General features: G+C 61.0%; 13 protein-coding genes and 3 pseudogenes. 12 read left to right on the forward strand and 4 right to left on the reverse strand.

All coding sequences use genetic code 11. The features are described 5' to 3' along the window. Positions 1 to 9 precede the first annotated feature (9 nt). A pseudogene (locus tag EN824_RS19530) lies at positions 10 to 2478 on the forward strand (S8 family peptidase). Positions 2479 to 2710: 232 nt separating this feature from the next. On the opposite strand, the gene EN824_RS19535 reads toward EN824_RS19530, so the two are convergent. Genes EN824_RS19535 through EN824_RS19550 form a run of 4 tightly spaced genes read right to left on the reverse strand, consistent with a single transcriptional unit; the run spans position 2711 to position 5635 of the window. Further along, positions 2711 to 4240 carry an E2 ligase fold family C protein gene (locus EN824_RS19535; protein ID WP_126057776.1) on the reverse strand — a complete coding sequence of 510 codons (1530 nt, stop codon included), beginning with the start codon at positions 4238 to 4240 and terminating at the stop codon, positions 2711 to 2713. Positions 4241 to 4243: 3 nt separating this feature from the next. Then, complete coding sequence (locus tag EN824_RS19540; protein ID WP_126057777.1) at positions 4244 to 4732, reverse strand: Mov34/MPN/PAD-1 family protein; 489 nt, start codon at positions 4730 to 4732, stop codon at positions 4244 to 4246. Further along, positions 4729 to 5346, reverse strand: a complete 618-nt coding sequence (locus tag EN824_RS19545) for a putative metal-binding protein (protein WP_126057778.1) — start codon at positions 5344 to 5346, stop codon at positions 4729 to 4731. The genes EN824_RS19540 and EN824_RS19545 overlap by 4 nt, the downstream gene beginning before the upstream one ends. Continuing rightward, positions 5339 to 5635, reverse strand: coding sequence for a DUF2604 domain-containing protein (locus EN824_RS19550; protein WP_126057779.1), 297 nt, complete (start codon positions 5633 to 5635; stop codon positions 5339 to 5341). The genes EN824_RS19545 and EN824_RS19550 overlap by 8 nt, the downstream gene beginning before the upstream one ends. Before the next feature lie 311 nt (positions 5636 to 5946). Between EN824_RS19550 and EN824_RS35630 the strand changes: the two are divergent. The 11 genes and pseudogenes from EN824_RS35630 to trbJ form a co-directional block, all read left to right on the forward strand. Continuing rightward, positions 5947 to 6186 (forward strand): annotated as a pseudogene (locus tag EN824_RS35630) (hypothetical protein); the annotation flags it as partial. Then, positions 6175 to 7098, forward strand: a pseudogene (gene fni, locus EN824_RS19555) (type 2 isopentenyl-diphosphate Delta-isomerase); the annotation flags it as partial. The pseudogenes EN824_RS35630 and fni, both read left to right, overlap by 12 nt. Positions 7099 to 7613: 515 nt before the next feature. Then, positions 7614 to 9920: a S9 family peptidase gene (locus tag EN824_RS19560; protein WP_126080685.1), complete on the forward strand. Its 2307-nt coding sequence runs from the start codon at positions 7614 to 7616 to the stop codon at positions 9918 to 9920. A gap of 833 nt (positions 9921 to 10753) precedes the next feature. Beyond that, entirely contained in the window at positions 10754 to 14275 is a 3522-nt protein-coding gene (locus EN824_RS19565) for a Ulp1 family isopeptidase (RefSeq protein WP_245454737.1), read from the forward strand. 206 nt (positions 14276 to 14481) lie between these two features. Then, complete coding sequence (locus EN824_RS19570; protein WP_024502848.1) at positions 14482 to 16506, forward strand: conjugal transfer protein TraG; 2025 nt, start codon at positions 14482 to 14484, stop codon at positions 16504 to 16506. Positions 16507 to 16622: 116 nt separating this feature from the next. Next, entirely contained in the window at positions 16623 to 17036 is a 414-nt protein-coding gene (locus EN824_RS19575) for a CopG family transcriptional regulator (protein WP_095488561.1), read from the forward strand. Beyond that, entirely contained in the window at positions 17033 to 18001 is a 969-nt protein-coding gene (gene trbB / locus EN824_RS19580) for a P-type conjugative transfer ATPase TrbB (protein ID WP_024502850.1), read from the forward strand. Before EN824_RS19575 ends, trbB begins: the two co-directional genes overlap by 4 nt. Positions 18002 to 18013: 12 nt before the next feature. Next, complete coding sequence (locus EN824_RS19585; protein ID WP_126057781.1) at positions 18014 to 18322, forward strand: TrbC/VirB2 family protein; 309 nt, start codon at positions 18014 to 18016, stop codon at positions 18320 to 18322. After that, a complete protein-coding gene (locus tag EN824_RS19590; protein ID WP_024502852.1) occupies positions 18322 to 18594 on the forward strand; it encodes a VirB3 family type IV secretion system protein in 273 nt (90 codons plus the stop codon). Before EN824_RS19585 ends, EN824_RS19590 begins: the two co-directional genes overlap by 1 nt. Next, complete coding sequence (gene trbE / locus EN824_RS19595; RefSeq protein ID WP_126057782.1) at positions 18588 to 21038, forward strand: conjugal transfer protein TrbE; 2451 nt, start codon at positions 18588 to 18590, stop codon at positions 21036 to 21038. Before EN824_RS19590 ends, trbE begins: the two co-directional genes overlap by 7 nt. Further along, positions 21035 to 21760 (forward strand): P-type conjugative transfer protein TrbJ, encoded by a 726-nt coding sequence (trbJ, locus tag EN824_RS19600; RefSeq protein WP_024502854.1) that lies wholly within the window; start codon positions 21035 to 21037, stop codon positions 21758 to 21760. The genes trbE and trbJ overlap by 4 nt, the downstream gene beginning before the upstream one ends. Positions 21761 to 21790: the final 30 nt, after the last annotated feature.

Below are 21790 nucleotides of genomic sequence, written 5' to 3' on the forward strand. Positions count from 1 at the left end.
CAGATCATAATGGCAGACGATTTTCCGCGCGACCGCGCCCATATCCACCTTCGCAACAACGGCATTCGGGAAGCCTATCGGCGGCCCAACCAACTTATACATGCACCGCCGCTGCCGGCGCGTGATCGGGCGTCGCATGCTGCGGCCTTGACGCAATCCATCGAACAAGCGGTCGAAAGTGCACGCCAGCAGATTGCGGCGCGTGACCCCCAGCTGTCGGTCGGCACGCCTGGCTTTTACCTCGCGATCGATCTGCCCATGTCCGGACGGGCGGCCCTCGACCAGTTGGCCGATCGTCGCCAGCACATGGAGCTGGTCGCCGTCCATGAGCCAACTCAACCCGGTGCTCCCATCACAGCGTCGGTGTTCCTGCCGCAAAGCGCGCAAGCCTATTATTTGCGGAAAGTCGAGGCGTATCGAGACGTTGATACTGACCGCGGCAGACCGCGCAACGAGCCGCTCGTCTCCCGCATGGAGACAGTCAGGCTGGCGACTGCACGATCGTTGTTTACCGACCACGACGACCTCTTCCCCCAGGCCGCTGACGAGCAGGTGTGGTGGGAAGTCTGGCTGCGCGACGGTCGCCGCGAGAACTTCGAGCACATTGCCGAAGCCCTGAACATCACTTTGCGCACGCATGCGGTTAGGTTTCCGGAGCGGGTGGTCATGCTGGCCCTCGCCAGCACGGCAATGCTCGACCGCATGATTGCGCACAGCGATGTCGTCGCCGAGCTGCGGCGCGCGAAGGATACGCCGTCCTTCTTCCTGGGCCTTGGCGGCGCGGAGCAAAGGGACTGGAGCGACGAGCTTCTCGGGCGCGTCAGACCGCCTCAATCCGATATTGCGGTCTGCATTCTCGACAGCGGCGTGCGTCGCACCCACCCGTTGATCGAACCCGCACTTGCCGTTTAAGACTGGCACACCGTCAAACCGGCATGGGGCAGCGACGACACACCTGCGTGGAGCGGCCACGGGACGCGAATGGCAGGTGTCGGCCTGTACGGTGATCTGGTCCCGCTCCTGGTCGGAGGCGATCCAGTTCCATTGCCCTTTCGGCTGGAGAGTGTTCGTATCCTTCCGCCAGAAGACGAGGCAAACGATCCAGAACTCTATGGCGCGATCACCGCGGAAGCGATCGCCCGCGCCGAGGTGCAGGCGCCGGAGCGCCGCCGCGCGATCGCAATGGCTGTGACAAGCGCCAGTCCGGCGCGTGGAAGGCCCACATCGTGGTCTGCCGCTATCGACCAACTCTGTTTCGAAGAGGAACAGCGACGCTTGATCGTTCTCTCTGCCGGCAACATCGGCGATGACCTCATGCCGGCCGAGCATTTGACGCGCAACGATCTGGAAGCAGTCGATGATCCTTCTCAGGCCTGGAATGCGCTGACGGTCGGCGCTTTCACAGAAAAGGTCGATATCATTGACACCGACTTTTCGGGCTACGCTCCGATCGCGCCGGTCGGCGAGCTCTCGCCGCGCAGTCGCACTTCGGTCGTTTGGGACAGGCAGTGGCCGGTGAAGCCCGAGGTCGTCTTCGAAGGCGGCAATCTCGCCCATGACGGTGTGTTGCCCGGCGAGCCGATCGACGATCTGCAGATATTGACCACTTTCTGTCGACCCGAACTGCGCCACTTCACCACCCTCGGAGATACGAGCGCGGCAACGGCCCATGCCGCACGGATGGCGGGACTAATTCTATCAGCGCGCCCCGAGCTGTGGCCTGAATCGGTTCGCGCCCTGATCGTCCACTCGGCCGAATGGACTCCGGCGATGCGCGCACGCATCGATGCGTGCAACGGAGCGAAGGGCGAGATCCAGGCGCTCGTGCGGCGCTATGGTTACGGCGTGCCAGATCTTGGGCGCGCGCTTCTGTCAACGGTGAACGACCTCACGCTTATCGTTGAAGATGAGCTTCAGCCTTTCCAGCGCGAGGGCGGCGCGGCTGCCAAAACGCGTGACATGAAGCTGCATCGCCTGCCTTGGCCGAAGGAGCAGCTCGCGGCGCTCGGCGCTGCCCAGGTCGAGCTCCGCGTCACGCTGTCCTATTTCATCGAACCCAACCCCGGTGAACGCGGATGGACCCGCCGGCATCGTTACGCGTCCCATGGTCTTCGGTTCAGAGTAAAGTCAGCGACCGAGACAGTCGACGAATTCCGAGCCCGCATCAATCAGGCCGCTCGGGACGAGGAGGAAGGGGCGCCTGCTGGAGGCGGAGAAGAGTGGCTGCTCGGCACCTTCCGCGATCGCGGCTCGTTGCACGCCGATTTCTGGTCGGGCAGCGCCGCCGATCTCGCCGAGCGTGACGCGATCGGCGTGTTCCCGGTCGGGGGCTGGTGGAAGGAGAAGCCTTACCTGGAACGCGTCGACGCTCTGGCTCGGTACGCCCTGATTGTGACGATTCGGGCGCCTGGGGTCGATGTTGACATCTTCACACCCGTCGAAGCAGCCCTGACTGTCGAGACGTCGGTCGAGACCTGATGCAGCACTGTCCAAACCGGCCAACAACGGAGGTTTGACCAGCCTCTGGTGCCATGGCGGCTGGTGCTGGATCATCACGTCGGCACGGGATCATGCGCGGAGGACGATAGGCCGGCAAAGGAGCGGGCCAAGCGTGTCATAATGGCGCCCATGGTCACGCCCACAAGCCGCGCCCCCTGCGTCTACGGAGAGGTGCGCGTCTGCTTAGGCGGCCGAGACATCGCTTACCTGATCAACGCGCTCCGTATTTGCGCCTGTAAGCGGCAATGAAATCGTCGTCGCTACAGATGCAGCGGCCGCTGGAGTCCTTGGCCTTCGGATCGTGCAAGTGAGAGCCAAGGGGGCGCAGAAGATTCACCCGAGTGCTCGTCGTCGGGCTCATGGGAAACCCCGCACTATGCTTGACCAAATCCGCGGCAAGCATAATCCCGGCAAGCACCGACTGAAAGGCCATCGGAACCACAGTTCGAACGCGGCGACTTCCTTCGCTAAGCTGGAACACCAGACCGCCGCAGATAGCCTGCTGATAAAAGGAGCGCAGGGGCTGGCCGACAAACGGGGCTAGCGGTTCAAACGGCACAGCCATCGCTGTAGCCACGCGAACTACAAAGTCGTTGGGAACTCCGGCATTTGTCTGCAGGAGCGTTTTCACCTGCTCGTGTGCTTCCGGTATTCCGAGTTCCTCGGCAATCAGCTGGTGCTCGTCCTTGGATTTTCCGGATGGCAGGTACATGCAACAAAGGCAAGCCTGGCCGTCATCGAAACCATGCCGGGAGATACCGAGATCGTGCTCCTGCATCCAAGCGTTTGCGATCCATCGCGGCAGTGCACCTTGGACAGCCAGACGGTCGGCGGCGGTGTCAAGCGCCACACCCACTTGGTCTAAGACCCAATTGCCCCGGCGCGCAACATATTCTGCCCACGTCAGAGGGTGCGCCTCGACCTCAAGGCCAGTCGATCTAAGGGCGGTGGCTGCAAGAACCGCCTTGGACATACCAATCTCCGCCTGGCCGGCCAATGCGTAGCGCTGCAGGTTTGAGAGTTCGATCGCTTCGTGATCGATTACATGCAGACGACCCTTGAGATCGGGTTGTCTCGCTAGCGCCCAAAGCGAGCCATGGCCTATCGCACCGAGCCCAACGAGGTGGGTTTCGCCAAGGTCGACTGGGAAGTCGATCGGGCCAGCCTCCCCGGCTTTGGTCTTGTCGTAGCTGCATAGCGAGAGGTCGATGGTTTCGTCCAACTCGGCGCCGGTCAACTGGGCGGCGAAGATAGTTCGAAAGACGTTGGCGGCGCCGAAGCAACTGGCGGCGCCAGCTCCAAAAGGCAGCAGACTTGGGCCAGAGCCCACCGGGTCCGTACGCGACAGCTTTGCCGCCCAACCGTCCGATCCCACGAAAAAGATCGGGCACCGGAGTGATGGGCGCGTTACCCCTGCAACGACGCAGACGGTGGCAGACTTGCCGGAACGCCGGATGCCGACTTTTGGATTGATCGACTTTGCCAAGCGCTCCAGCGCTTGGGCTTGAGAGCTCGCCGCGCTGTCCAGCGGGAGTATCGCCAGAACCGGGTAGAGCCTAGCGAGCAATCTCACCGCAAGATCTAGTGTCGCCTGGCCTTCGGCGCAGGAAGCGGCCTGATGGTCGAAGGCGACTGCCACGACCTGCTTTTCAAGAGCTGCTTTGAAGTCTCCCAGATGAAAATCGGCCAGGACCTGAGATGCCGCCGTGGCGGCACGATCGATGAAGTTAGCGAATGCCATTGTTCAACTCGATATCATGATCATTCGCGACAGTGCCGCGGGAGGGAGCGCATTCCATTTGGCCTTTTCGTCAAGCCGATAGGCGGCGACCCGAGCAAAATCGAAAGGCTCGCGGGCGAAATTCGGCACTACCAGCGACAGACACCCAACCGTGGTAGCAACCGCATAAGCGTCGTCCGTCGTCGAATGGTAGGCGCGGCCCGGATGGCTGTGAATCTGGGCCAAGAGTTTCAGGCCGCTTTTGTAGAGCCAGACATTGAGCCGGTGCAGTTCTTCGGCCGCAACGATCACGCAAACGCCATCGTTTGTCCGAATGTGACGCTGCGCCGGGATAACCGTCTCTGTTACGGCAAAGTGCCGGTCTTGCTGAACGCCGACCCAGAGCGCCATCCCCTCATTGCCTTCGCGACCAACTGAGCGCAGATGCCCATGCGTGGTCGAGATGCAGCCGCGCGGGAGAGTCACGATCGTTACATCTCTCAAACCAGTCATTCTTGTATCGCCTGAGGGGATACCACCATTCCTACGATTGCCGGTGGGAGTTGAATCTGCAACTGCTCTATAGGAATGATTCCGTACTTGATGATCTTGTCCAGGATGAAGGCCAAACAGCCTTCGCCAGAACCCCGATGAAGTAGCCATGGATCACCTGAATGGGCTGGATTGTCGTGGTATTCCCGGACGCCCGCCATGCACAGGAATGGTTCGTCCTCGGGACTGTTGGCCTGGATGAAGTCCGTCAGCGGCACGGCGTTCTGCTGGATGAGAGCTCCTATCATCTCCGGCGGCGTTCCGGGCAGCGGCGGACGTCTAAGCATTTTCAGGTATAGATCTTTCCGGGCAATCGGATGACGCGTAAACGGATCGACGAAGACCACGGACGGTGGTCTTAAGTCGTAGTCGGTGAAGTCGACCTCGCTCGCTGCGCTGATCACCCGTGGTTTTAACTTGAGGCTTGCGAAAATGAAGAAAGCGCGCGGAAAGGTCGCCTCGATCAAGAAGCAGCCCTGAGCCCGATAGACATCAGCATATGGCCGGAACCGGCCGATCTCCCGATCAAACTTCGCTCGGGAGACCTCCGGATCCACACTTTGGGGTTTAGGCACCTGCGACGCCCGCCTTCAGGCTGAGGAACAGGGTCACAGTATTCGGGAAACCGAAATCGCCAAGCTTCTTGTCGACGTCGAGCAAGTTGCCGGCCTCATCCTTCAATTCCCAATTCTCGGCTGGTTGGGCGACATTCTGCGTGTTCTCAAGGGCTTTGGTACGAATGACGTGAAGCGGCTGGTTGGGATTGGCTTCGACCTGCGTGGGCTGGCCGTTCACCACCATCGTGATCTCGATCTTGCCCGGCCCGCCGCCGTGATTATCGCCCTTACCCGAATCCTTCGACATTGTCCTACTCCTGTGGCTTGCCAACCGTCCCACGCCCTGGCGCCCACCTGCGAGTGAGACCGGCGGTCTTCAATCGTTCACCCGGCGCCACGGCCGCGAGTACGCGAAAGACAGGGGATAAGCTACCGAATCGGTGCTTGCCTTCTTTTATGGGTGACTTGAGCCGCAAGTAAATGGTCTCAAATTGCTCCTCACAAGTATAATCGATTATAGCAATGCGAAAATATTGGCGACACGCCTATTCATCTGCTCTCTCACTCGCCTGCTCCGTGCTTGGCAAGGGGAGCTTTGACTGCGTCACGCGTCCCCCAATCCTGCAACGCATTCACCCGAGCCTGCGCGACACCAGCGCCCGCACCGGCCGTGATCCGCAGAACGAAACGCTGATCGTGGCGTTCTATCGCGAACTGGCGCTGCTGTTCTGGCTAGACGATTGCAACGACGTTGGCCTGATCGCGCCGGAGCAGCTCGCCGCCGTGGAGCAGGCGCTGGGGCACGGCGTACCGTGCGTTCTCTCCGGATTCGAGGGCTGCGCTCAGCTGCGCGCTTCGCTGGTGCTGGATCGGCGAACGGCGCCGGCCACGGTGGCCGCTGGCTGGGAGTACATCCATTTCGAACACTGCGCACTGCCCGAGTTGGACCTGACGCAGATCGACCTGCGCGCCTCGCTGCTGGGCAAGGCTATGCGCGCGCCGCTGCTGATCAGCTCTATGGCCGGCGGCATGCCACGGGCCGAGGCCATCAACCGGCATTTGAGCGAGGCAGCGCAAGCCTTGCGGATCGCCATGTGCGGTTCGCAGCGTGTGAGCCTGCAATCCCGTAACTCCCAGGGGCTAACGCGCGCGCTGCGCCGCCTGGCGCCAGACATTCCCTTGCTGGCCAATATCGGCGCCGCGCAACTGCGGGAGGCCGACGGCCTGGACCTGGCGCGTCGCGCGGTGGACGCGCTGGAGGCCGATGGGCTCATCGTCCATCTCAATCCGCTGCAGGAAGCGGTACAGCCGGGAGGGCGACCGCGACTGGCGCGGCGTCCTGGCGCTGATCGCTGGCGCCGCGCGCATCGTGGGCGTGCCGATCGTGGCCAAGGAAGTGGGGGCGGCCTGTCCGCCTCGGTGGCCTGTGCGCTCGTCGAGGCGGGCGTGGCGGTAATCGATGTCGCCGGCGCCGGCGGCACCAGTTGGGCCGCAGTGGAGGGCGAGCGCGCCCGCAATGCCGCCGACCGTGCAGTGGCGATGTCATTCGCCAATTGGGGGATTCCCACCCTGACCAGCGTGCAGGCGGTGCGTCGGGCGCTGCCAACGGTGAAGCTGATCGCGTCGGGCGGGATCCGCGATGGCGTCGACGTGGCCAAGGCCATCCGCCTGGGCGCGGACATCGCCGGGCAGGCGGCCAGCGTGCTGGGCGCGGCGACAGTGTCCACCGAGGCCGTTGTCGCGCATTTCGAGATCGTCATCCGCCAGTTGTTGGGTCACCATCAAACCAATTTGACGCCCCGGGACAATATCGTCCGGCATTGTCCGGTGTGCGACGATGTTGGGGATGCGACATAGGCGGATTGCCGTGTATTAAACCGCTTTTCCTTTGGCACGCATATTGCGCCCTATCGGTAAACCTCGTCATGGGCCGGCGGCAATCGCTCGGAGATTGTCGAAATAGCACAATCTGCCGGGGTGACATCCGGCCCGACTAGAGCAGGACCTTTCAGATGATGCAGAAAAGCAAGCGGCCATACTCGCGGGGAAATAGTCGCGTCAGGGCTGCATGGACGCTCTTTCCTGGTTGTTTCGGCGACGGACGCCAACTCTTCAATCGGCACCCGAACCAGTGCCTGGATGTCCAAGGAGCGCCCCTGTTGCGCGTGCCTGGCTGCACCCGCGTGCTGGCTCTCCTCCAAGGCGACGCTCGGCGCTGCTGCAGACCGGCGACGAGAACCCAACTTCAAAATTAGCATTCCGAAAACCGAAAGAAGTGAACAGGTATGTCCAGGATCGGCGCTTTGACGCGCGCGGCATGGCGATCGGCAACTCAGACGCTGGCCAAGGGTTCGAAAAGTTTACACCCGACGCTAGCGCCGGCCGATTTCAAGCGCGCACTTACGATCAACGATCGATATGGCGGGCTCACTGTCAATGTCCCCAAAATGCCTTTCTGGCTGACCGGGGGTGAAGCCTTCGTCTACCGCCGGACTAGCCACGGCGAGCAGCAGTTCATGCAGGTCGATGCTGCCACGGGTTTCAAGCGGCCCGCTTTCGATCAGGCGCGTCTGGCGGCAGCGCTAAACAAGGTGAGCCATGAGAGCTATCAAGCCGGCAATCTTCCGTTCGACCGTTTCGAACTGAGTGAGGATGGTCGCAGGCTCGACTTCCAGATTGAAGACACCCGGTGGAGCTGCGACCTTGCAAGCTATGACTGTACCAGCACCACATTCGATGCAAGGAAAGGGGACCGTAGGGAGCTCAGCCACCGCTACACGCCGCCAGCGGAGAACAACCCCGACAAGAGCAACGCGTCGCCCGACGGCAAATGGATCGCCTATATCAAGAACTGCAACGTTTTCCTGCGCAGCGAGGACGGATTGCAGGATGTTCCTCTGAGCCGGGACGGAGCCGAAGGCAATTGCTACGTCTTTTCGACGCTGAGCTGGTCGCCGGACTCGCGCCACCTCGCCGCTTACCTTGTTCGCCCCGGCTATAGGCGAGAGGTCCGCTACCTCAATTCATCGACGGACCAGTTGGAGCGGGAATATTCAACAATATTCTATCCCAGGCCGGGCGATGTCCTTCCGCTGCCCCAACCAGTCCTGTTCGACATTGCCGGCCGGCGCCAGATCGTGATTGACGGTGCCCTCTTCTCGAACGTCTTCGAACTTTCCCCTCTCCGGTGGTGGGCGGACAGCCGCGGCTTCACTTTCGAATATAACCAGCGCGGGCATCAGCTCTATCGCTTGGTCGAGGTAGACGCCGCCTCGGGCCGCGGGCGCTCCCTGATCGATGAGACCAGCGAGACATTCGTGGATTATTTGCCGCTGGGGCATGGCCAGGAGGATGCCGGAAAAATCTTCCGTTACGATGTCGATGACGGGAAGGAGATCATCTGGGCATCAGAGCGCGACGGGTATGAGCATTTGTATCTTTTCAACGGCCGGACAGGCGCGCTCGAAAACCAGATCACCCGAGGTGAGTGGGTCGTCCGGAGGGTCAACCATGTCGATCCGGTGAAGCGTCAGATCTGGTTCGAGGCGAGCGGGATGAACTCGCAGGAGGACCCCTATTGGGTCCATGCTTACCGCATCGGCTTTGACGGCAAGGGACTGACTGCACTGACGCCCGAACCGGCCAACCACCATATCGAGTTCTCGCCTGACAGGCGCTATTATGTCGATCTCTGGTCACGCATCGATCTGCCCCCGCGCATGGCACTCTACCGCGCCAGCGACAATGCCAAGCTCCAGCAGATCGAGACGGCCGACATTTCCGAGCTCGTCGCCGCAGGCTGGCAGCCGCCGCTCAGTTTCCATTCCAAGGGGCGCGACGGCAAAACTGACATCTGGGGTGTGCTCCACCTGCCAGCCAACTTCGACCCGACGAAGAAATACCCGGTTGTGGAGAATATCTATGCTGGACCCCACGGCTCCTTCGTCCCAAAATCCTTCTCGCGGTGGACAGAGCCGCTCACGCAGCTGGGCTTCGTCGTTGCTCAGATCGACGGCATGGGCACCAACAACCGCTCCCGCGCCTTCCATGATGTTGCTTGGAAGAATCTGAAGGACGCAGGATTTCCCGATCGCATTCTGTGGCACAAGGCGGCGGCCGCGCAATATCCATGGTACGACATATCCAACGTCGGCATTTTTGGCGCATCCGCCGGCGGCCAGAGTGCAGTCAGCGCGCTGCTCTTTCACCCCGATTTCTACAAGGTCGCCGTCGCCAAAAACGGCTGCTTCGACAACAGGATAGACAAGACCTGGTGGAATGAACTGTGGATGGGGTGGCCGGTCGGCATTGAATATTCGCAATCCTCCGCCGTTGACAATGCTCACAGGCTGCAGGGCAAGCTGATGATCGCGGTCGGCGAAATGGATGATAATGTCGATCCGTTTTGCTCGTTCCAGCTTGCCGATCGACTCATCAAGGCAGGAAAAGATTTTGACATTGTCTACGTTCCTGGTGCCAATCACCATACTCTAGGCACCTACACCGAGCGCAAACTCCTAGACTTCTTCGTTCGCAACATTCTCGGTCAGACCCCGCCCGACTGGAACAGCAAACCGATCGAGCTGGAGTAGCTTGTGGCTCTTGCAATTGTTAGCTCGCCTTATCGGCTGTAATCAGGGCGAGGCGCGAGCAAATCTGCACCGAAGGACGATCGTGGAGTCTAGGACTTGCGCTGCGTATTGAGGATAGGCTCGCCGCGACGTTGGTCTGAGCAAACTGCTTGATAGGCACGCCTGCAGACCGCGTGTGTGCGATTGCAAGATCCCCTATCAGCCTGGTGTGAAGCGTTCAGGGGAAAAGCCGCACCCAACGCCGCTTCCGCTCGCCGTAACGCTACGGCGGTGCGGCCCACCCGATCCGCTCGACGAGCATAGGAACACATAGGTCCCCGAACGGACGATTACCTTGGCAATAGAAGACCCTCGTCGGTCATCGCCGCTGTGGGTGGCAGCCCGTCGGTCTGGAGCTGCCACGATTCTCATCCTCGCGTCACATATGAGCTGAAGCTTTCCGGATCGGGTATCCAATCGGCATCCAGTTGCTCGGCGATATGGTTGAATTCTACCTCAGGACAAGAGTGAGTAGAGCAGCCCCGCTACGAAAATCCTATCCTGGTTCGTTTGACGCATCGACTATTCAGATTGATTGGCGTGATACCCGGCGCGGCCGCAACACGCTAGGCCGTCAACCGCTGAGCAGAAAACCAGCCTTCGCCTTCCGCGGCGGCGGACCTCGTCAGCCTTTCGAAAGCTTGCCTGAGTAGGTTGCTCATGTGATCTGTGGAAGTGAGGCTAGCGTGCACCCGTACAAACTGGACATTCATCGTAGCAGCTTGGCTGCAGGTGCAGCACGCCGTACCGCACGAGCAAGCGGACAAGCCGGCCAAGCCGGTTTTGAGCAGCACTTGGGCGAATTGCAGGCGGCGGATGAGTTGATGAGTGCACCAGGCGAGGATGTCCTCGTCAATGGCTCGCATGGCAAAGGTGAGTTGAGACCAACGAAGAGGCAGAGGATCCAAAGCAATCTGCAGCATGCTGTCACTGAGCGGCAACCAGGTCAGGTTGGTGACTCAGGCGCTCGCGCGATGATGCAACTCCCTGCCCATCAGGTGGGTACATCGGAACGGGAGGCGCAGCTCGCGATGCAGGGGGATGAGCACGAATACACCCCAGCGCCGCATCTCGATGGGTCGATGCCCTCGACAGTGCAGCCGGATCGTCCAATTGTGGCCCCCGACGGTGCCGACAAGCGTCCTGTTTATTCCAACGATGCCACCGCCATCGAAGGGCTGAAGTCTGCACTCCTTGCGGGTAAAGCCAGGCCGGACACGGTCACTCGCAGCGCAAATTCTCTTTTCGGCTTTAGTCGTTGGCTCTTTCAAAACAAAAAGCCAGGGTTTGCTGCTCGGCTTTACCATCCGTCGCTGAGCCAGGATCTCGAGGAGTACGAGAGTAGGGGTGGTTCCTCCACAGTGGCTGGCGCACTGCGTCAACTGATGAAGCCGATAGGCGGAGCCGCCCCGATTGTGGGTCGCGCTGTCCTGAACCCCCATCCTGACGACGCCGCGCTCACTAGACATTTCAGATCCGCGAGCGGCTACGCAACTGCTCTTAACCATTTCAGTCATTACCTACGTCAAAATGACAAGCTCGGGATTGCGGGCCGGATTTACGATGAATCGCTGGATAAAGATGTTGAGAGCTACAAGGCCGCCTCCTCTACTCGTGGAGCTCCGATCGAATCTGCACTGGTTTATATCCGCAAGCACCCGCCGCGCGTTATACTCGGGAGTCATCTGGAAAACGCGGTCAGCATGGAGGCTCGTCCCCGTGGCGACGCTGCTCAGCATACCGCACCACAGCAGGGATTCGATTGGCCAGAGGAGCTCCTGCCGGTAGGTTATAAGGAGGGCACCGATCTACCATTGTCTCTCGCCCCAACCGCGCACCAACACCAAGCACCCGACTTTGGAGAGGCCGTCCCTCACTTGAACTGGCGCCACGGCGACCAGGGCGCCCCGGAGGGGCTGGTAGCTGCACGGGACAGGAGCAGCCCGCTGCCAAGCGAGGCGGTGCCACATAAATCTGGACGGGGACTCGCTACGCAGCCCAGATTGTGGGCGGAGAAATCCGCCTCGCCAGAGCTCTTTCGACGGCGGGCGGAGCAGGCTCTGCCGGCGTCCGCCAGAGGTGTGGAGACATCCTCCGCGGTTGATGAAGCCGCCGCTCGCCAAGCTTTGGCTTGGTTGCAGCAGGAGATGGAGGGGATCGAACCGATGCAGGATCCTCATAAGGTGGCTACACCGGAATCTGAGGCGCAGCTCGTCAGGCAGAGGGATGAACACGAATCCACCCCAGCACCGCATCCCGGAGGTGGTGGTTCGATGTCCTCGACAGTGCAGCCGGATCGTCCAATTGTAGTCCCCAACGGTTCCGACAAGCGTCCTGTCTATTCCAACGATGCGACCGCTATCGAAGGGCTGAGGGCAGCATTCCACGCGGGTAAGGCCAGCGCGAACACGGTCACTTTCAATGTAAATTCTCTTTTCGGCTTTAGTCGGTGGCTCCTTCAAAACAACAAGCCAGGGTTTGCTGCTCGGCTTTACCATTCGTCGCTGGATCAGGATCTCAAGGAGTACGAGAGTACGGGTGGTTCCTCCACCGTGGCTGGCGCACTGCGTTACCTCAAGAAGTCGACAAGCGGAGCCCCGATTATGGGTCGCCCTCTCGTGATCCCCTATCCTGACGATGCCGAGCTCATTAGAGATTACAGAGCCGCTTCGACCAAGGAGTACCTGGCAGCGCCTGCGACCGGACGGAATCCAGATACCGTGGGCGGCTATACAAATTTTCTTAGACATTTTAGCCAGTATCTGCGTCAAAATAACAAGCCTGGGATTGCCGCTCGGATTCACGACAAATCGCTGGATAAAGATGTTGAGAGCTTCAAGGCTGTCTCCTATGGTAATAGACTAAGTATCGGTTCTGCATTGGCTCACCTCCGGGATATCCTGCCGCGCATTGTGCTCGGGCGCGAAACTGTCCTTGCTGCTCATCCGGCAGACGCAGTCACCAGGCGCGTTGGGGCCGCTGCTGAAGCTGGGCCAGCGGCACCGGCAAGAGCTCCCCAACCCGCCTCGCCAGCAACCGCTAAGCTGCCAGGCACCTACCGCGGCCTTCCACTGGTTGATGTGACCACACTGACGACCAGTTCCTCTGGGGCTCAGATCGGGGCGCTCGATCCGACAGCCCCGTCCAACGTTGCAACGGGGCGGGTGCTCGGCGCCGCCGAATGGCTGAGCGACGCCCATGTCCAGAGAGATTACAATTTGCTGGAGCGGCAACTGCAGGGGATCAATCCGGCGCTCGCTGCCCGGACTCGGCTGGTGGATCCTTCCGTATCCCATCTACTGCGACACACGTCGCCGCAAGACGCTCGAGGCATATTGCAGTCCATCTATAATCAAAACAACGCCACAGCCGACTTCCTGTTCTTGCCAGTGAATAATGGCACGGCTACTAGCCCCGGCACCCATTGGTCGCTGCTGCTCGTTGATCGCCGCGACCCCGAAAGGCGGTTCGCCTATCACTACGACTCCCTCCAGCGAGAGGGATATAACGACGTGCCTGCAAAACAGCTCGCAGGACTGCTGAATGCTACCTTGGCGCCAGCCCCCATGGCCAGACAGACGAACCATTATGATTGCGGCGTATTTGTCCTGGAGGGCACGTGGGCGCTGGTTGAACGATTGGTGAAAGGGCAGCGGCCAGACCACGAGCCGCTGCCCCTCGACAACCTCGTTGCCGATCGGCAGGCGCTGCAAGACCGGCTAAGGAGGCGCTTGCCGCACGAGGAAGAGCCGCGGCAGCTGCTGGAGGATGAACCCGCCTCCCCACCGATGATGGCATTCGAGCCAGGGGAACTGCGGCAACTGTTGGAAGACGAGCCTGACTCCCCACCAATGATGGCGTTCGAGTCAGGGGAACTGCGGCAACTGTTGGAAGACGAGCCTGCCTCCCCACCAATGATGGCGTTCGAGTCAGGGGAACTGCGGCAACTGTTGGAGGACGAGCCTGCCTCCCCACCAATGATGGCGTTCGAGCCAGGGGAACTGCGGCAGCTGTTGGAGGATGAACCCGCTTCCCCACCGATGATGGCGTTCGAGCCAGGGGAACTGCGGCAGCTGTTGGAGGATGAACCCGCTTCCCCACCGATGATGGCGTTCGAGCCAGGGGAACTGCGGCAACTGTTGGAAGACGAGCCTGCCTCCCCACCAATGATGGCGTTCGAGCCAGGGGAACTGCGGCAACTGTTGAATGATGAGCCTGCCTCCACTTGGGCACAAATCAATTCGACCCCACATGCGCGAGCGGACGGTGTTCATCAGCCAGCCCAGGCGCCCTGGCTCCCTGAACGCAGAAGATAACTTTGCGGAGGAGCGGTCACGCAACTGTCGGCGGCGCCGGGCCTCAGGGTGAATGGAGAGGATGGTGTCGCGTGAAGGCGCAACACGCGTGCTGACCGACCTGCATAGTAGGAAGTCGTTCATTGCTCCCAAATCGTATGTGAGGAACATTCCTGTCCCGGCTGCACCGCGCGATGCTAGGTCGCGTTGTTCAGCGGGCCAAGCCGATGACACCTACGAAGCTACTGATCGGGCAGATCGCCGTTGTGTGCGCAATTGTCATTATCGGCGTATGGACGGCAACCCAATGGTGCGCTCAAATGCTGACCTACCAGACGCCTCTCGGCGCACCATGGTTTCTCTTCGCCGGCTGGCCAATCTACAAGCCGTGGAAGCTGTTTGAATGGTGGTTCCACTTCGATGCTTATGCGCCGGAGGTCTTCGACAAAGCCGGTACGCTTGCAGGCGCCAGCGGATTCCTGGGCTGTGCCGCCGCAATCGCAGGCTCGCTTTTGCGCGCGCGACAGCGCGGGTCGGTTACGACCTATGGGTCTTCACGGTGGGCCACGACTCATGAGGTCGAGACGGCAGGGTTGTTACGGCCGGCGGGCGTTTTCCTCGGTAGGCTGAACGATCGCTATCTGCGCCATGACGGCCCGGAGCACGTCATGGCATTTGCGCCGACGCGTTCGGGCAAGGGCGTGGGGCTGGTTGTTCCAACGCTACTTTCCTGGACCGGGTCTGCCATCATTCATGATATAAAAGGCGAAAATTGGCAGTTGACCTCCGGCTGGCGGTCGAAATTCTCGTACTGCCTTCTGTTCAATCCGACCGACCCGAGATCGGCACGCTACAACCCGCTGCTGGAGGTGCGCAAAGGCCCAGATGAGATCCGGGACGTTCAAAACATCGCCGACATCCTCGTCGATCCCGAGGGCGCGCTGGAGCGACGGAATCACTGGGAGAAGACCAGCCATTCACTCCTAGTTGGCGCCATTTTGCACGTGCTCTACGCTGAAGAGGACAAGACGCTAGCCCGCGTCGCCACCTTCCTGTCGGACCCGCAACGCTCGTTTGCCGCAACGCTACGGCGGATGATGACGACAAACCATCTCGGGACGGGGCATAACCCTCAGGTCCATCCCGTAGTGGCCTCGGCGGCTCGCGAACTCCTGAACAAGTCGGAAAACGAGCGCTCAGGCGTCCTCTCGACCGCCATGTCCTTTCTTGGGCTTTATCGTGATCCAACGGTCGCGGCGGCCACTTCGTCCTGCGACTGGCGCATCGCTGACCTAGTGGATGGAGAGCGACCGCTGTCGCTCTATCTGGTCGTGCCGCCTTCGGATATCTCGCGCACCAAGCCTTTGGTGCGACTGATCTTGAACCAGATCGGCAGGCGGTTGACGGAGCGTCTGGAGGGGGACCCGAAGAAGAGCCGTAAGCATCAGCTGCTCATGATGCTGGACGAGTTTCCGGCGCTCGGTCGCCTCGACTTCTTCGAAACGGCGCTCGCCTTCATGGCAGGTTATGGCATTCGCTCCTATCTGATCGCACAATCTTTGAACCAGGTTTCAAAGGCCTATGGCGAGAACAATGCTATTCTCGACAATTGCCACGTGCGAATTGCCTTTTCCTCCAATGACGAACGCACGGCCAAGCGCATCTCGGATGCCCTCGGCACCGCAACCGAACTTAGGTCGATGCGCAACTATGCGGGCCATCGGCTTGCGCCCTGGCTTTCACATGTCATGGTGAGCCGCCAGGAAACCGCGCGCCCGCTCCTGACGCCAGGCGAGGTGATGCAATTGCCGCCGTCAGACGAATTGGTCCTGGTTTCTGGGTTGCCGCCGATCCGCGCCAAGAAGCTGCGCTATTATCAGGATCAGAATTTCACAGATCGGGTGCTGCCTGCGCCGGTGCTGCACGACGGACCCTATGCGGACTGCCCTGCATCACGCCCGGACGGCTGGACTGGACAAGTGTGCAGCGTCGATAGCCGACTTGCTGCGGACGAGGAAAGCGCCGACGCGCCAGTTGAAGACGAGGGAGGCGTTCAGCAGCAACGCCATCCAAGCCTGCCCGAAGAAGACGTTGTTGTCTCTCAAGAGCCCGATCAGGCCGATCTGTACAAGCCCGCAGACGATGACAGCGAAGCGCTCGCGGACAAGCGTGTCATGGATCGGATTTCCACTGCGGCCCGCGCCTACGGTATCAACGAGGGCAGGGGCGACGATGTCATTCCCGGCTTCTGAAGTCCGCTGAGTTGCAGAGCGCACCTCAGCGTAGATAACGGCCATAAGCAATTTTGAGCGTCTGGCCGATGCTTCTCCCGTCGCCGGCGCAACGCCGGGCCGTCGGAACGAGCCGCATGAAGCCGCACCGCATTCGCCATCAGTTTCTGCTTGAGCCGGAGCTCAGCGAGAAACTGGACAACCTCAGTCGCGATCCGTCAACGACCAAATCAGCGATCGTGGCGAAGGCGATCGAGGCGTTCATCGAGCGGCGTGGCGAGAGCGAGTTCGATCGGCGCTACGGCGTAAGGCTTGACCGGCTCTCCCGCGATCTTGCCCACGTCAGGCGCGATTCCGAGGTGATCCTGGAGAGCCTGGCGCTCTTCATCCGCTTTTCGATCACCCTTCACGCCCACACGCCGGTCCCGGATCGGGCAACGCAGGCTATTGCCCAAGAGCGTTTCGAGAAATTCGTTGAGAAGGTCGGCCGCCAGATCGCTTCCGGCAAAAAGTCGCTTAGCAAAGACAATGGTGGGGGAGGGGAAGGATGAGCTCTCATCCCGAGGCCGACCACCGGCGGCGTGTCATGCTGCGCACCGCCATGGGTCCGGCAATCACCGAAGCCCTGGCCGATCCGTCCGTCATCGAGGTGATGGTCAATCCCGACGGCGCGCTGCGACTCGACCGGTTAGGCGAAGGTCGGGTCGATACCGACGTTCACATGCACCCGTCCGAGGCAGAACGTATCATCCGCCTGGTTGCTTCGCACGTGCGCGCCGAGGCGCACGCCGACAACCCGATCGTCAGTGCCGAATTGCCGTCTGGCGAACGCTTCGAAGGCCTGCTGCCACCTGTGGTGTTGGCGCCATGTTTTGCCATCCGCAAGCCCGCCGCGAAAGTCTACACCCTGGCCGACTATGTTGCCGAACGCATCATGCTGCCGCTGCAGGCCGATGCGCTGAAAAAGGCCGTCCGCGAGCGGCGCAACATGCTGATCGCCGGCGGCACTTCCTCGGGGAAGACAACACTCGCCAACGCTCTGCTGGCTGAAGTCGCCGAATGCGACGATCGGGTGATCCTGATCGAGGACACACGCGAACTGCAGTGCGCGGCCAGGGACTGCGTTGCCCTGAGAACAAGGCGGGGCTCGGTCACCCTTGCCGATCTCGTGCGCTCGACGCTGAGGCTCAGGCCGGACCGCATCATCGTGGGCGAGGTGAGGGGCGCGGAAGCGCTCGACATGCTGAAGGCATGGAACACCGGGCACCCAGGCGGCATCGCTACCGTACACGCCAATTCCGCGCGCTCGGCTCTCTATCGCATTGAGCAACTCGCCCAGGAAGCGGTGGTCACCGTTCCCCGCCGGCTCATCGCTGAGGCGATAGATCTGATCGTCTTCATAGCGGGACGCGGCTCGTCGCGCCACATCGACGCAATCGCCGAGGTCACCGGTCTCGACGGCAGCGGCGATTACGCCGTTGCCCCGCTCACGCTTTCGCAACTCCAGCAGCTTTGAAAGGCCTTCCTCATGCGCAAGAAGCTTCGCTTTCTTTCGTCCACAGCGCTCGCGTTTCTTAACACGGCCCCGGTTTATGCCGCCGGCTCCGGCATGCCGTGGGAGCAGCCGCTGCAGCAGATCCTGGAGTCCGTGCAGGGACCGGTCGCCAAGATCGTTGCGGTGATCATCATTATCACCACCGGCCTGACGCTTGCCTTCGGCGACACCGCCGGTGGTTTTCGGCGCCTGATTCAGATCGTCTTCGGTCTGTCAATCGCCTTCGCGGCATCGAGCTTCTTCCTCTCCTTCTTCTCCTTCGGTGGTGGGGCGCTCGTCTGATGGCCGCCGGGGAGCAGCATATCGAGGGCTTCGCAGTACCGGTCCACCGGGCGCTGACCGAGCCGATCCTGCTCGGCGGGGCTCCGCGCGCGGTGGCGATCCTCAACGGTACAGTGGCCGCGGCCATTGGCTTCGGCTTGCAGCAATGGATTGCTGGTCTGGTGCTTTGGATCGCAGGCCACTCGTTAGCGGTGTTTGCCGCAAGACGCGATCCGGACTTCGCCAGCGTGCTTGTGCGCCACCTACGTCTGAAGGGGTGGCTTGCATGCTGAACCTTTCGGAATATCGAAGCAAAGCCGACCGGCTTGCCGACCATCTACCCTGGGCTGCCTTGGTGGCGCCCGGCATCGTGCTCAACAAGGACGGCAGCTTTCAGCGGACGTTGCGGTTCCGCGGCCCGGATCTCGAAAGTGCGACGGAGGCTGAACTCGTCGGCATTTGCGCCCGGGCGAACAATGCTCTCAGACGCCTTGGCTCTGGCTGGGCATTGTTCTTTGAGGCCGAGCGCACAGAAGCGCTGGGCTATCCGAACTCGCATTTTCCTGACGCCGCGTCGTGGCTGGTCGACGAAGAACGCCGCGCTGCTTTCGAGGGGAAGGTAGCGCACTACGAGAGCCGCTATCATCTGACCTTGGTGTTTATGCCACCGCCGGACGCCCAGGCGCGCGCAGAAAGCGCGCTCGTCGACTCTCATTATTCCCGAGGAGAAAGAGACTGGCGCCAGGATCTGGCGAGGTTCCGTGACGAGACCAACCGCGTGCTCGATCTCTTCTCGGGTTTCATGTCCGAAGTACGCGTCCTCGATGATGCTCAGACGTTGACCTACCTCCACGGCACGATTTCGCCTCGTCGCCATCCTATCATGGCCCCGGAAACGCCGATATATCTGGATGCAATCCTGGTCGATGCGCCGCTTACCGGTGGCCTGGAGCCGATGCTGGGTGAGCAGCATCTTCGCACACTGACCATCCTCGGCTTTCCGAACCTCACCCGGCCCGGAATCCTCGATACCCTCAATCATCAGGATTTCGCCTATCGCTGGATGACGCGCTTCATTCCGCTCGAGAAAACGGAAGCCACGAAGACGCTGACGCGATTGCGCCGGCAGTGGTTTGCCAAGCGCAAATCGATCGTGGCAATCCTACGCGAGGTCATTACCAACGAGCCGGTCCCGCTTGTCGATAACGATGCCGACAACAAGGCGCTCGATGCCGACGAAGCCCTTCAGGCATTGGGCGGTGATCATGTGAGTTTCGGCTATCTCACCACCACCGTGACGGTGTGGGGCGAGGATCGCCAAGCCGCTGCAGAGAAGCTTCGCGCGGTCGAGCGCATCATCAATGGGCTCGGCTTCACCACGATCCGAGAAGGCGTCAATGCGGTCGAGGCTTGGCTCGGCTCATTGCCTGGCCATGTCTACGCTAACGTTCGCCAACCGCTCGTTCATACATTGAACCTTGCCCATCTCATGCCGCTGTCGTCGGTTTGGGCCGGTCCTGCGACAAACGAGCATCTCGCGAAAGTCACCCAAACCGAAGCGCCACCGCTTTTCGTTGCCGAGACCAGTGGGTCGACACCGTTTCGGCTTTCCACCCACGTCGAAGATGTCGGCCACATGCTGGTTGTTGGTCCGACCGGCGCCGGCAAGTCGGTTCTGCTTGCTCTGATTGCTCTGCAGTTCAGGCGCTATGCCGGCGCCCAGGTTTATGTCTTCGACAAAGGCAATTCGGCCCGTGCTGCAACACTTGCCATGGGTGGAGAACACCACGCGCTAGGAGCGGACGGTTCCCTTGCCTTTCAGCCACTGCGCAGCATCAACGACCAGGCTAGCCGAAGCTGGGCGGCCGAATGGATCGCCAGCCTTGTTGCCCACGAGAACGTCACCGTCACGCCGGAGGTGAAGGAGGCTATTTGGTCAGCGCTGGCCAGCCTTGCCACCGCGCCGGCGCAGGAACGCACACTGACCGGTCTTTCGGTCCTGCTTCAATCCAATGCGCTGAAGACCGCATTGATGCCCTACACGCTCGACGGTCCCTTCGGCCGCCTGCTCGATGCCGATCATGATGGGCTGGCCTTGTCGGATGTGCAGTGTTTCGAGACCGAGGAGTTAATGCACAGCCAAGGCGCTTTGCTGCCGGTGCTTACCTATCTGTTCCAGCGACTTGAGGAACGGTTCGACGGACGGCCCACGCTGATCATGCTCGACGAGGCGTGGGTCTATCTCGACAATCCGCTGTTCGCCGCCCGCATCCGCGAATGGCTGAAGGTGCTGCGAAAGAAGAACGTGTCGGTTGTCTTCGCTACGCAGTCGCTGGCTGATATCGCGGGCTCTGGCATAGCGCCGGCAATCATCGAAAGCTGCCCGCAGCGCATTTTCCTTCCCAATGATCGTGCCGTGGAACCCCAGGCGCGCACAGCCTACGAGCGCTTCGGTTTAAGCGAGCGGCAGATCGAATTGATCGCCCGCGCCACGCCGAAGCGTCAGTATTATCTGCAATCGCGCCGCGGCAACCGTCTGTTCGAGCTCGAGCTTGGCCCCATCGCTCTTGCGCTTTGCGGTGCTTCCGATCCGGCCACGCAGACTCTGATCGACAGGATCATGTCCGAAGACGGGCAAGGCAGCTTTGCCTCGCAGTTCCTGATCGCGCGCGGCCTCGATTGGGCCGGCGAACTTCTCAAGCAATTCCCTCAACCAGACAAGGAGCAATTCTCATGATGCGGCGACGCCTTCTCTCCGGCCTGATCACCGTTTCCCTGATCGCCAAGCCTATGGCCGACTATGTGCAGCCCGCGTACGCCCTTATCGTGTTCGATCCGTCCAATTATGCGCAGAACGTGCTGACGGCCGCGCGCGCATTGGAGCAGATCAACAACCAAATCCAGTCGCTGCAGAATCAGGCGACCATGCTGCAGAACATGGCGCGCAATCTTCAGCGTCTGGATTTCTCTTCCGTTGGCCAACTCACCGGTTCGCTCCATCGCATCGACGGCTTGATGGACCAGGCGAGTGGCCTCAGCTTTGATCTGGGCAAGCTTCAAGACCAGTGGCGCAGCCAATATCCGGAAAGCTACGACGCCACGATCAAAGTCAGCGATGTGGCGAGTGCTGCGCGGGAGCGTTGGCAAACCGCCATGCAGGCGTTCCGCCAGACCATGGGTGTCCAGTCGCAAATCGTCGAGAACGTCCGCGCCGACGGCGATCTGCTCGCCGATCTCGTCAACCGCAGCCAAGGGGCGGCCGGTGCGCTTCAGGCAAGCCAGGCCACCAACCAGCTGATGGCGCTTTCGACAAAACAGCAGATGCAGATCCAGACGCTGCTCGCAACGCAGTTTCGAGCTGAGGCCGAGGATGCCGCCCGCAAGGCCCAGTCAGACGAAGCCGCCCGCGAGATGACGAAGCGGTTCTTGGGTACCGGCTCGGCTTATCCCGGCAATTAATCACGAGTTCATCACGACGAGAAAGGCAGC

Origin of the sequence: Mesorhizobium sp. M8A.F.Ca.ET.181.01.1.1 (assembly GCF_004792025.1) — a bacterium.
In the GTDB taxonomy this organism is placed as follows: Bacteria; Pseudomonadota; Alphaproteobacteria; order Rhizobiales; family Rhizobiaceae; genus Mesorhizobium.